The organism is Actinoplanes hulinensis (assembly GCF_019429605.1).
Classification (GTDB): Bacteria; Actinomycetota; Actinomycetes; order Mycobacteriales; family Micromonosporaceae; genus Actinoplanes; species Actinoplanes campanulatus.
The window spans coordinates 185,924-197,959 of the sequence record NZ_JAHXZI010000007.1 but is presented as its reverse complement, the minus strand read 5'-3'; the positions used below and the strand labels follow the sequence as shown (position 1 = coordinate 197,959).

Below are 12,036 nucleotides of genomic sequence, written 5' to 3'. Positions count from 1 at the left end.
GGGGGGGGGGGGTGGGGGGGTCGGGGGGGGGGGGGGGGGGCGCGGGGGGGGGGGGGGGGGGGGGGGGCGGGGGGGCCCCCCCCGCGCCCCCCCCCCGCGACACTACTTCTTCTTGCTCTTCTTACCCTTTTTATCCTTCTTGTCCTTCTTCTTGTCCTTCGCCATGATGCCTCCCCTTCAGCGCAGTGCTCACGCAAAGTGAGCGGTCCGATACTCAGCGAACTGGTTGCGAGACTAGGGGAGAAGAGTGAACAGATTGTCCGCCGGTGGGCCGAGGTCGGTGCCATGAACGGCTCTGACCTGGGCGGACGAATGGCGAGAACCTTGCTTTGAGATGTACGTCACACAAACGGCAGGTGACCGGCAACTCAACCCGAGGGGGGCTTGACCCCGGCTTCACATCGGGGACGCCAGAATCGCGCGGATGGGGAACACGAGGACTTTTCGTGCGATAACCGCGGCCGGCATGACCGCGCTGCTGGCCGCCTGCTCCACCGGTCCGGCCCCGCGGGTCACGCCGTCCTCAGCGCCCGCCGCCCCTAGCACCTCGCCGGCGAGCGCGGCCGCCCCGACCCTCGAGTCCACCCGGTCGGCCCAGCGCGCCCGCTACGGCATCCCCGACTTCGCGCCCGCCCCGGAACCGCAGCCCATCACCCTGCCTGCCGGAGACAAGGTGGAGTATCTGCGGCGGATCCCCACCACGCAGAAGGTCGCGTTCCTGACCATCGACGACGGCTACCTCAAACTGCCCGAGGGCCAGGAGCTGATCGCGGCCGCGGGCGTGCCGGTCACGCTCTTCCTGACGACCGACGCCGTCAAGGACGACCCGGGCTACTTCAAGCCCATGCTCGACGCCGGGGCCACCATCGAGGCGCATACCGTCACCCACCCCAGCCTGCGCGGCCGCTCCTACGACTTCCAGCGCCGCGAGATCTGCGGTTCGGCCGACAAGCTGGGCGCCTGGTTCGGGAAACGGCCGACCCTGTTCCGGCCACCCTTCGGCAACAAGGACGGCACGACGCTGCGAGCGGCCAAGGACTGCGGCATGACGGCCGCGTTCATGTGGACCGAGACCGTGCACAAGGGCAAGGTCCGCTACCAGGAGGGCAAACGGGTCCAGCCGGGCGACATCATCCTGATGCACTTCCGCGAGGCCTTCCGCGACGACTTCGTCGCCGCACTCAAGGCCATCCACCGGGCGGGCCTCACCCCGGCGCTGCTCGAGGACTACATGCCGGCGCGGCCCGCACCGTCCGCACAACCCTCTCGCCACGCCGACCGGTTCAACCCGGGCAAACCCCGTCGCGCGTCCACCGGCGGCTGAGAGCGAGCCCGGCCGGGTGGCGCCGGACTCGCTCGGTGACCAGGGTCAGGAGGCGGCCAGGACGTCGACGACGAATCGCAGCGTGCCGGCCGGCTGGCCGCCGCTCGGCTTCTTGCCGTAGGCGAGGTCGGCCGGGATGTCGAGCTGCACCCGGCTGCCCACCTTCGCCCCGAGCAGGCCCTGGTCCCAGCCCTTGATGACGTTGCCCGCCCCGACCTGGAAGCTGAACGGCTCGGACCGGCTCCAGGACGAGTCGAACTCCTTGCCGTCGGCGTAGGTCACACCGACGTAGTTCACGTCGACCGTCTGACCCGACTGGACCGCCGCGCCCGTGCCCTCGACGAGGGTGGCCGACTTGAGCTCGGTGACGGCGCCGGTGCCCTTGGACACGGACGGCTTCGTGCCCAGCGCGGGGTCGGCGCCCGGGGGCAGCGGCGGGAACGGCGGCGTGGTGGTGTCGGCGGCACTCACGCCGGCGTCGGTGCTCGTGCTCGCGGTGGGGGACGACGACGGCGACGACGTACTGCCGATCCACACGATCAGCCCGACGACCAGAGCCAGCACGCCCACCGCGGCGCCGGCCACCGACAGCGTCTCCCGGCGTTTCCGCTTCGCCCGGGCGCGCGCTTTGGCGACCTTGGCCTCGGCCCGCTTCTCGGCCTTGGTCTTCAGCGGCGGTCCGCTCTTGCGGGACTGGCCGGGGGCGGCGGCTTTGAGAGCCGCACTACCGCGGCTCGGTACGGATTCAGGCACCGCCCGACAATACGACAGCTTGCTGTGCGCGGCCGACCGCGCGGCGCCCAACCTCGAGGATCAATCCGATCTATGCCGAGGCCACGCTGATGACACCGACCTTCTTGCGCTTCTTGGCCTCGTACATCGCGAGGTCGGCGCGGGTGAGGATGGCGTCGGTGGTGTCGTGTGGCTGAGCGTCGGCCACGCCCACGCTGACGCCGATGCGTACCTGTTCGCCACCGACGGTGAACGATCGGGCGGCCAGCGTCCGGACCCGGTCGACCATCGCGTCGGCAGCTCCGGGGCCACGGCAGACGATCACGAATTCGTCGCCACCGAAGCGGCCGACCAGGTCCTCGGCCCGCAGACGGGCTCGTAGGTGTTCGGCCACGCCGATGAGCAGCGCGTCCCCGGCGGCGTGGCCGAGACGGTCGTTCACCGGCTTGAAGCCGTCCAGGTCGCAGAACAGCACGGCCAGATCGTCCGGCCCGGCGGCGAGTTCCCGGGTGATCCGGTCGACGCAGGCGGCGCGGTTGGGTAGTCCGGTCAGCGAGTCGGAGGTGGCCAGCCGGTGCAAGGCGGTCTCGGCCGCTCGGCGGGCGCGGGAGAGCCCGGCGATCCGCGCCATGACCAGTGGGATCATTCCGGCCGACGAGATCGCCAGCAGCAAACCGTCGGAGGGCAGACCCAGCACTGCCCGGGCGCCGCAGATGACCGGGGCGATCGCGAGCATGATGCCGAGGAAGACCAACCGGCCGGTGGTCAGGTCGTCGGCGGGGGTCGGACCTGGCGTGGTCATCTGTGCCATCGACGGATGCAGCGCCGCGCCGCCGACCGCGACGAACGCCGCCATGTAGGGGATGTTCTGCCAGTCGGCACCGATCACGGAAGACACATTCTGAGCCAACGCGAATGCCACGGACGCGCAGAGCAACAGCGCCGGTGCCGCCGATCGATGGGCGACGAGTGAGACCCGCAGCATCCCGCCCAGCGTGCCGGCCAGTAGAAAGACGTTCAGGAACCGGATGATCTGCTGGCCGGTCGACAAGCCGTCAGCGGTCATCGCCGGTAGCAGAACGATGCTCCAGAGCACGCCGCTGAGCCCGATGGCAGCGATCACCGAATCGATGATCCCGCCGATGTCCGCGCGTCCGCGCCGCAGCACCACGGTCAGCGATGCCGCGAGCATCAGTGCGCCGCCCGTGGTCATGGTGACCCCGACCACGGCATCGGCGTCGGCGGCGAGCCGTCCGTCCTCCGCCAGCCGCCACGCCCAGACGGCGTTGCCGATGTCGTAGACGACGGTCCCGGCCAGCAGCAACCACCAAGCCAGCCGCGCCGCCCCTGGCGCGGTGCGGCGCAGACCCGTCACCAGGGCCGGCAGCGGGCTGAGGCAGACCGCCAGAAGCACCCAGCCCTGCTGATGCGCCGGCCAGGCCGGGTAGGTCACCACCGCGAGGCCTGCCAGCGCAACGTACCGACGCAGCGTCAACACGCTCCGCCTATCGGCCGCGCCGGGCCGGGTATGAGGAAGCGTCGCCACCGCTGCGGGGGTACCCGAACGCGTTCGCAGGATCAGTGCGGGTCAGGGGCGCCACCAGTGGTCGAGCGGGGTGACCGGCAGGGCTCGCTTGTGGCGGGTGGCGAGGTAGAGCGATTCGAGGCGGCTCGCCACCTCCGGGGTGACGTCCGCGCCCTCCAGGTAGTCGTCGATCTCGTCGTAGGTGATGCCGAGCGCCGCCTCGTCGGGCAGGGCCGGGCGGTCGTCCTCGAGGTCGGCCGTCGGCACCTTCTGCCACGTGCTCGGCGGCGCGCCCAGTTCGCGCAGGAGGGCGGCGCCCTGTCGTTTGGTCAGCCCGGTCAGCGGGGTGACGTCCACGCCGCCGTCGCCGTACTTGGTGAAGAAGCCGGTCACCGCCTCGGCGGCGTGGTCGGTGCCGACGACGAGCATGTTCAGCTGCCCGGCGATCGCGTACCAGACGACCATGCGCTCGCGGGCCTTGACATTGCCGCGGACGAAGTCGCGCAGCGGTTCGAAGCCGGCGGCCACGGCGCCGGACACGGCGTCGGCGCCCGGTTTGACGTTCACCTCGATCGACCGGTCGGGGCCGATGAAGTCGAGCGCGATCCGCGCGTCCTGCTCGTCGGCCTGTACGCCGTACGGCAGCCGCACCGCGACGAACGTGGCGTCGTGGCCCTCCGCACGCAGTTGCTCGCAGGCGAGCTGGCACAGCTTTCCGGCCAGCGTGCTGTCCTGTCCTCCGCTGATCCCCAGCACGTAGCCGGTGGCCGGCGTCGACCGGAGGTAGTCCTTCAGGAACCCGACGCGTTCCCGGATCTCGTCAACGGGTGCGATCGACGGATTGACGCCGAGCTCGGCCAGGATCTGTTTGCGAAGGTTCGCCATCTTCGCACTGTACTGGCGCGGGAGTCCGTGTCGCCGCGGACTCCCGCGCCGGTGCGGATCAGGTGGCCGCCGGGACCGGCTCGCGCAGCCGGTGGATGAGCTCGTCGCCCACCCGGGCGGTCTCCCGCTTGTACGGCGTGTCGGACAGGACGAAGTGGCTGATGCCCAGGTCGGCGTACTTTCGCAGGGCGGCGGCCACGTCGTCGGCGGAACCGACCAGCCACGTCGTCCCGGCGCCGCCTCCGCCGTACCGGCCGGGCGCCGTGTAGAGGCAGCTGTCCAGCACCTCACCACGGTCGGCCAGGTCGAGCAGCCGCTGCTGGCCGACCGCGGCGCGGCGCAGCAACTCGGTGCTGCCGGAGCGGGCCGCCATCTCGGCGACCTTCTCCTCGGCGTCGTGCCAGGCCTGCTCGGTGGTGTCCCGGACCAGGGTGGTGATCCGCAGCCCGAACTCCAGCGACGGTAGATCCCGGTCCAGGTCGCCGCTCAGTTTCCGGAGCCGGTCGATGCGCTCGGCGACGCCGTCCAGCGGCTCACCCCAGAACAGCTGGACGTCGGCCTCGGTCGCGGCGACCTTCTCGGCGGCGGCTGACGCGCCACCGAAATAGAGACGAGGACCGTTCCGGTACGGGCGGGGCACGACAGTGGCATTCGTGACGCTGAAGTGCTCACCCGCGTACGTCACGTTCTCCTCGGTCCAGAGTCGCCGCGCGATGCGCATGAACTCCCTGGTCCGCGCGTACCTCGTGGCCTGATCGACCTCGATGTCGCCGTAGGCGGCGAGATTGTCCTGCCCGCTCACGATGTTGATCAGCAGGCGGCCGCCGGACAGCCGGTCGAGGGTGGCGGCCGCGCTGGCGAAGTGCGCGGGCCGCCAGTAGCCGGGCCGGATCGCGGCGAGCGGCTGGAACGTGGTGGTCCGGGCGGCGAGCGCGGTGGCGACCGTGAACGTGTCCGGCCGTCCCCAGCCGGTGCCGATCAGCGCGCCGGACCAGCCGTGCCGTTCCGCGGTGACGGCCAGGTCGACGCTGTGGTCGAGGGTGCCGTAGCCGTCGACCGCGTCGTCGCCGCGATGCCCGGGGTCGACGGTGTTCGGGATGTACCAGAGAAAGGTCGCGCTCATGGCGTCACCTCCGCTTCGCTCCGGCGCCGCCATGAGTTCAAGACTGAGCCCGATGATTCGCTCGCAAGCTCGCTCATGGCGTCACCTCCGCTTCGCTCCGGCGCCGCCATGAGTTCAAGACTGAGCCCGATGATTCGCTCGCAAGCTCGCTCATGCCGCGCTCCGGCGGCGGCGGGCCGGATCGGTCACCGACGGCGGATGGTAGCCCTGGTCACGGGTGGACAGCGTGACGCCGGGCGGCACGATCTTGTCGATCTCGTCGAGCACGTCCCGGCTCAACCGCACCTGGGCCGCGCCGAGCTGGTCCTCCAGCTGTTCCAGCGTGCGCGGGCCGATGATCGGCGCGGTGACGGCCGGGTGTTCCAGGACGAAGCCGAGCGCCAGATGGATCAGGGACAGGCCGGACTGTTCGGCCAGCAGTGCGAGGGCCTCGACGGCGGCGAGCTTGCCGGAGTTCTCCGGTGCGCCGATCTCGAACCGGCCGGGCTGGCGGCCGCCGCGGCTGGTGGCGGGTTGCGGGGCGCCCGCCCGGAATTTGCCGGACAGCCAGCCGCCGGCCAGCGGGCTCCACGGGATGACGGCGAGGCCGTACTTCTGGGCGATCGGCAGGACCTCGCGTTCGATGCCGCGGGCCAGGATCGAGTAGGGCGGCTGCTCGGAGACGACACGCTCCCGGCCGCGCTTCTCGGCGATCCACTGGCCCTCGACGATCGCCGACGGCTCGAACGTGGACGTGCCGATGTAGCGGATCTTGCCCTGGTGGACGAGGTCGGACAGGGCGCCCAACGTCTCGTCGAAGTCGGTGTCCTCCTCCGGGCGGTGCACCTGATAGAGGTCGATGTGGTCGGTGCGCAGCCGGCGCAGGCTGTGCTCCACCTCGCGGACGATCCAGCGGCGGGAGTTGCCGAAGTGGTTCGGGTCGGCGCCGATCTGGCCGTGGAACTTGGTGGCCAGGAAGACGTCGTCGCGCCGGTTCTTCAGCGCCTTGCCGACGATCTCCTCGGATTCGCCCTGGCTGTAGACGTCGGCGGTGTCGACCAGGTTGATGCCGGCGTCCAGGGCACGGTGGATGATCCGGATGCTGTCGTGGTGGTCGGGGTTGCCGCGTTCGCCGAACATCATGGTGCCCAGCGCCAGCGCGCTGACCTTGACGCCGGTACGCCCGAACGGCCGCAGGGGAATACTCATCCGTTGATCAACTCCAAAGTGTTCGCCGGGCGGGGAAGGCCGTAGTGTTCGCGCAGCGTGCGGCCGGTGTACTCGGTGCGGAACAGGCCGCGCTCCTGGAGGATCGGCACGACCTTGGCGGCGAACGCCTCGATGCCGGACGGCAGGACCGCCGGCATGATGTTGAAGCCGTCCGCGGCGCCGTTCTCGAAGTAGTGCTGGATCGTGTCGGCGACCTGCACCGGCGTACCGGTGAAAGTGCGGTGACCACGTCCGCCGCCGAGCTTGCCGATCAGCTGGCGGACCGTCAGGTTGTCGCGCCGCGCCCACTCGACGATCAGGGTGCGGCGGCTCTTGTGGCCCTCGATCTCGTCCTCGGTGGGAAGGTCGGCGGGCAGCGGCTCGTCCAGGCGCAGCCGTTCGACCTCGACGCCGAGGACGGTGGCCAGCGTGCCGACCGCGTACTCGGGGCTGATCAGCCGTTCCAGCTCGGCCTCCCGCTCGAGGGCCTCGGCCGGGCTGTCGCCGATCACCGGGACGATGCCGGGCAGCACGACCACGTGGTCGGGGTCGCGGCCGGCGGCCACGGCACGGCGTTTGACGTCGGCGTAGAACTCCTGGCTCTCGGCGAGGGTCGGGTTGGCCACGAAGATCGCCTCCGCCCACCTGGCGGCGAACTCCCTACCGTTGTCCGACGAGCCGGCCTGCACCAGCAGCGGCCAGCCCTGCGGGGAGCGCGGCACGTTCAGCGCCCCCTGCACCTGGAAGTGGGCGCCGTGGTGGCCGATGTCGCGGACCCGGTCGCGGACGGCGTGGACGCCGGACTCCTTGTCGGCCACGATCGCGTCGTCGGTCCAGCTGTCCCACAGTTTCGTGGACACCTGGAGGAACTCGTCGGCCCGCTCGTACCGGGTCCTGTGCAGGGGTTGGTCGTCGAGGCCGAAGTTGCGGGCGGCGGCAGCCCCGGCGGTGGTGACGATGTTCCAGCCGGCCCGGCCGCCCGACAGGTGGTCCAGCGAGGCGAACCGGCGGGCCAGGTTGTACGGCTCGTTGTACGAGGTGGACGCCGTCGCGATGAGCCCGATCCGGGTGGTGGTCGCGGCCAGCGCGGCCAGAAGCAGGGTGGGTTCCAGCTTTCCGGCCGGCCGGCGGCCCGGGTCGCTCCACAGCACCGGGCTGTCGGCCAGGAACACCGAGTCGAACTTGGCGTCCTCGGCGACCCGGGTCAGGTGCTGGTGGGCGGCGAGCGACAGGTTCGCGTTCGGGTCCGACTCGGGTAGCCGCCAGGACGCCTCGTGGTGGCCGGTGTCGTGCAGGAACAGGTTGAAGTGCAGTTGCCGGGTCATACGGTGGTCAGCTCCAGGCTGTTGACGGGACGGGGGAGGCCGTAGTGGTCGCGCAGGGTGGTGCCCTCGTAGTCGGTGCGGAACAGCCCCCGGGTCTGGAGGATCGGCACGACGTGGTCGACGAAGGTGGTGAGGCCGGACGGCAGGACCGCGGGCATGATGTTGAAGCCGTCGGCGGCGCCGCTGTGGAACCAGTCCTCGATGGTGTCGGCGACCTGCTCGGGGGTGCCGGCGAAGGTGCGGTGGCCGCGGCCGCCGCCGAGCCGGCCGATCAGCTGCCGGACCGTCAGGTTCTCCCGCCGGGCCAGGTCGACGATCAGCGTGAACCGGCTCTTGGCGCCCTCGATCTCGTCCTCGGTCGGCAGGTTCTCCGGCAGCGGCTCGTCCAGGGGCAGGTCGGCCGGGTCGAGCTGGAAGCGTTCGGCGAGCTGCCGCCGGGCGTACTCGGGGCTGATCAGCCGTTCCAGTTCGGCGTCGAGCTCCTGGGCCTCGGCCTCGGTGGCGGCGATGACCGGCACGATCCCGGGCAGGATCTTGATGTGGTCCGGGTCGCGGCCCAGCGCGGCGGCCCGCTGCTTGAGGTCGGCGTAGAAGTCCTGCGCCTCGGCGAGCGTCTGCTGGGCGGTGAAGACGGCCTCGGCGTAGCGGGCGGCGAACTGCCGGCCGTCCTCCGAGGAGCCGGCCTGCACCAGCAGCGGCCAGCCCTGCGGGGAGCGCGGCACGTTCAGTGGCCCGTCCACCCGGAACCAGCGGCCCCGATGGTTGATCGGCCGGACCTTCGCCGCGTCGGCGTGGACGCCCGCGGCCTTGTCGGCGATCACCGCGTCGTCGGTCCAGCTGTCCCACAGTTTCGTGGTGACCTCGACGAACTCGGCGGCCCGTTCGTACCGGTCGCGGTGTGCCGGGACGTCGTCGAGGCCGAAGTTGCGGGCCGCGTCCGCGCCGGCGGTGGTGACGATGTTCCAGCCGGCCCGGCCGCCGGAGACGTGATCGACCGAGGCGAACCGGCGGGCCAGGTTGTAGGGCTCGTTGTAGGAGGTGGAGGCGGTGGCGATCAGCCCGATGCGCTCGGTGACCGCGGCCAGGGCGGTGAGCAGCACGGTCGGCTCCAGCTTCCCGGCCGGCCGCCGCCCCGGGTCGCCCTGGAGCACCGGGCTGTCGGCGAAGAAGACCGAATCCAGCTTGCCGCGCTCGGCGATCCGGGCCAGGTTCTGGAAGTGCTTCACGTCCCAGCTCGCGTACGGGTCCGACTCGGGCAACCGCCACGACGCCTCATGGTGGCCGACGCTCATCAGGAACGCGTTGAGGTGCAGTCTCCTAGGCATCGGCGGCCACCCCCAGACGGTCCAGCAGGAGGCTGCGCAACTCGGCGAACCCGGCGTCGGAGCGGGACCGGTTCGTCAACTCCACCCGGACGTCGGTGTCGACCACCCCGGCGTCCAGCAGGATCACCCGGTCGGCGAGCACGATGGCCTCGTCGACGTCGTGGGTGACCAGCAGCACCGCCGGCCGGTGCGTCTCACACAGCCGGCGCAGCAGGGCGTGCATACGGATCCGGGTGAGCGCGTCCAGCGCGCCGAACGGCTCGTCGGCCAGCAGCAGCTGCGGCTCGCGCACCAGCGACCGGGCCAGCGAGGCCCGCTGCTGCTCACCGCCGGAGAGCTGGTAGGGCCAGGCGCGCTCCCGGCCGGCGAGACCGACCTCGGCCAGCGCCTTGCGGCCCCGGTCGGCGGCGTCGGCGCCGCGCAGCCCGAACACGACGTTGTCCAGGACCCGCTTCCAGGGCAGTAGCCGGGAGTCCTGGAAGACCACCGACACCGACTCCGGGACCTGGATCCGGCCGTGCCCGGCGACGTCGCGGTCCAGGCCGGCCAGCGCCCGCAGCAGGGTGCTCTTGCCGGTGCCGGAGCGGCCGATCAGGGCGACGAACTCGCCGGGGGCGATGTCCAGGTCGAGGCCGTTGAGGACACCACCGTCCTTGGTGAAGCTGCGGTGCAGGTTGCGGACGCGGACCGCCGGTTCGGTGGTCAGCCCTCGAGCGTCTGTCGCCATGCCAGCACCCTCCTCCCGGTGAAGCGGACGGCGCTGTCGGCGCAGTAGCCGAAGACGCCGTAGATGACCAGGCCGACCACGATGACGTCGGTCTGCCCGTACTGCTCGGCCAGCGTGATCATGTAGCCGATGCCGGCGACCGCGTTGTAGTGCTCGACGACCACGAGGCCGAGCAGCGAGGAGGTGACCGCGAACCGCATGCCGAGCAGGAATCCGGGCAGGGCGCCGGGCAGCACCACGTGCCGGACGAACTCGCCGTGGTTGATGCCGATCGTCTCGGCCAGTTCGGCGTACTTGCCGTCGATGCCGCGCAGCCCGTTGTGCGTGTGGATGTAGATCGGGACCAGGCTGATCAGCGCGATCGTGATGACCTTCATCTCCTCGCCGATGCCGAACCAGGCGATGAACAGCGGGATGATCGCGAGCGTGGGGACGGACCGCTTGATCTGGATCGGGCCGTCGATCAGCGACTCACCGAACCGGGACAGCCCAGAGATCACCGCGAGGACGGCGCCGGTCACCACCCCGAGGGTCAGGCCGACCAGCGACCGCTGGAGCGAGGCGACGATGTTGCCGAGCAGGTCGTGGTTGACCCACTGGTCCTGGAAGGCCACCACCACGTCCCACGGGGCGGACAGGATGGCCGGTTTGATCAGGCCGGTCGCCGAGCCGATCGACCAGATGGCCAGGGCGAGCGCCGGGCCGAACCAGAACGAGAACCGGATGCGGTGGCCGGGGCCGAGACGACGGCGTACGACACGCTGGTCGGTGGTGTCCGGGACGGCCACCGGGGCGGTGTGCAGGGTGGCGGTCATGATGCATCACCCGTGACCACCTTGTCGCCGGCGGCGTCCGCCTGGACCTTCTCGAAACGGCGGTCGACCAGCGTGCTCACGTCGAGCTTGTCGTGTTTCTGCTCGGTGGCCAGCAGGTCGGCGGTCTCCTGGAGCCGCTTGATCGCGTTGTCCCAGCTGGCCGGGATGCCCTTGTCGCCGTTGATCTCGACGACCGCCTTGGCGTCCGCCTCGTTGAGCTTCTGCGAGTCCTGGTAGTAGGCCTTCGCGAACTCGTCGGGGTGGTCGTTCGCCCAGAGCAGGGCCTTGGTGCGGATGGCCACGTAGGCCTTCAGCGCCGCCGCCTTGTCCGCGTCCTCCACCGCCGTGGTGAGGCAGTACAGGGTGGACGCGTCGTCACGGATGCCGGTGTTGATCGAGGTGGAACCCGGGTACTTCGCCTCGTACAGCTTGATGTTCTGCGCCCCGATCGGGGCGACGTCGACCGCCTTGGTGCCGAGCGCGGTGACGTACGAGTCGCCGGTGCTGGTCAGCTCGATCAGCTGGACGTCCTTCTGGCTCAGCCCGGCCTTCTGGAGCACCCTCAGCACCAGCGCGCCCTGGGCCTGGCCGGCGCTGTAGGCGATCCTCTTGCCGCGCAGGTCCGCCAGCGAGGCGACGTTCACGCCCGGCGCGACGCCCAGTTTGTAGATCGGGTGGTCGAGCGGGTCGAGGGTGACCGCCTGGAACACGATCTTCGTTGACGTGCCGGTCCACGCCGCGAACAGCGATGGGATGTCGGCGACCGAGCTGCAGTCCAGCTTGTCGGCGCGGAAGGCCTGGATGCTCTGCGGGCCGCCGCTGATGTTGGCCCACTCGGTCGTGACGCCGGCGTCGCTCAGCTCCTTGTCCAGGCCGGACGCGCCGAGGATCGCCTGGATCTGCGGGTCGCCGATGCGCAGCGTGGTGCCGCTGGGGACCTTGTCGGGCAGTGCGGCGGACAGTTCCAGTTTGGTGGTGGCCTCCTCGCTGCCGCAGGCGGCGCCGGTGGCCAGGACCGTCGCGAGGACGGCGAGGAGGGCTTTCCGGGGAATCGTGATCATGGCGTC

11 protein-coding genes are annotated in these 12,036 nt (G+C 70.7%); 1 reads left to right on the top strand and 10 read right to left on the bottom strand.

The window, feature by feature from the left end:
* Positions 1-424: 424 nt before the first annotated feature.
* Positions 425-1,324, top strand: coding sequence for a polysaccharide deacetylase family protein (locus KZ829_RS15130; protein ID WP_220144532.1), 900 nt, complete (start codon positions 425-427; stop codon positions 1,322-1,324).
* A gap of 45 nt (positions 1,325-1,369) precedes the next feature.
* On the opposite strand, the gene KZ829_RS15125 is transcribed toward KZ829_RS15130, so the two are convergent.
* The 10 genes from KZ829_RS15125 to KZ829_RS15080 all read right to left on the bottom strand — a co-directional run bounded on the left by KZ829_RS15125 (position 1,370) and on the right by KZ829_RS15080 (position 12,030).
* On the bottom strand, positions 1,370-2,077 hold the full coding sequence (locus KZ829_RS15125; RefSeq protein ID WP_220144531.1) for an FKBP-type peptidyl-prolyl cis-trans isomerase: 708 nt from the start codon (positions 2,075-2,077) through the stop codon (positions 1,370-1,372).
* A 70-nt stretch (positions 2,078-2,147) separates the two neighbouring features.
* Positions 2,148-3,554 (bottom strand): GGDEF domain-containing protein, encoded by a 1,407-nt coding sequence (locus KZ829_RS15120; RefSeq protein ID WP_220144530.1) that lies wholly within the window; start codon positions 3,552-3,554, stop codon positions 2,148-2,150.
* A 90-nt stretch (positions 3,555-3,644) separates the two neighbouring features.
* Positions 3,645-4,466, bottom strand: coding sequence for an NAD(+) synthase (nadE, locus tag KZ829_RS15115; protein ID WP_220144529.1), 822 nt, complete (start codon positions 4,464-4,466; stop codon positions 3,645-3,647).
* Between the two features lie 58 nt (positions 4,467-4,524).
* A complete protein-coding gene (locus tag KZ829_RS15110; RefSeq protein ID WP_220144528.1) occupies positions 4,525-5,589 on the bottom strand; it encodes an LLM class flavin-dependent oxidoreductase in 1,065 nt (354 codons plus the stop codon).
* A 150-nt stretch (positions 5,590-5,739) separates the two neighbouring features.
* The gene (locus KZ829_RS15105) at positions 5,740-6,771 is read right to left on the bottom strand and encodes an aldo/keto reductase (RefSeq protein WP_372453873.1); all 1,032 of its coding nucleotides are present in this window, start codon (positions 6,769-6,771) and stop codon (positions 5,740-5,742) included.
* Between the two features lie 2 nt (positions 6,772-6,773).
* Positions 6,774-8,102 carry an LLM class flavin-dependent oxidoreductase gene (locus KZ829_RS15100; protein WP_220144526.1) on the bottom strand — a complete coding sequence of 443 codons (1,329 nt, stop codon included), beginning with the start codon at positions 8,100-8,102 and terminating at the stop codon, positions 6,774-6,776.
* The gene (locus tag KZ829_RS15095; protein ID WP_220144525.1) at positions 8,099-9,427 is read right to left on the bottom strand and encodes an LLM class flavin-dependent oxidoreductase; all 1,329 of its coding nucleotides are present in this window, start codon (positions 9,425-9,427) and stop codon (positions 8,099-8,101) included. Before KZ829_RS15095 ends, KZ829_RS15100 begins: the two co-directional genes overlap by 4 nt.
* A complete protein-coding gene (locus KZ829_RS15090) occupies positions 9,420-10,154 on the bottom strand; it encodes an ABC transporter ATP-binding protein (RefSeq protein ID WP_220144524.1) in 735 nt (244 codons plus the stop codon). Before KZ829_RS15090 ends, KZ829_RS15095 begins: the two co-directional genes overlap by 8 nt.
* Positions 10,130-10,969, bottom strand: coding sequence for an ABC transporter permease (locus KZ829_RS15085; RefSeq protein ID WP_220144523.1), 840 nt, complete (start codon positions 10,967-10,969; stop codon positions 10,130-10,132). Before KZ829_RS15085 ends, KZ829_RS15090 begins: the two co-directional genes overlap by 25 nt.
* Positions 10,966-12,030: an ABC transporter substrate-binding protein gene (locus KZ829_RS15080; RefSeq protein WP_220144522.1), complete on the bottom strand. Its 1,065-nt coding sequence runs from the start codon at positions 12,028-12,030 to the stop codon at positions 10,966-10,968. Before KZ829_RS15080 ends, KZ829_RS15085 begins: the two co-directional genes overlap by 4 nt.
* Between the last annotated feature and the right edge of the window lie 6 nt (positions 12,031-12,036).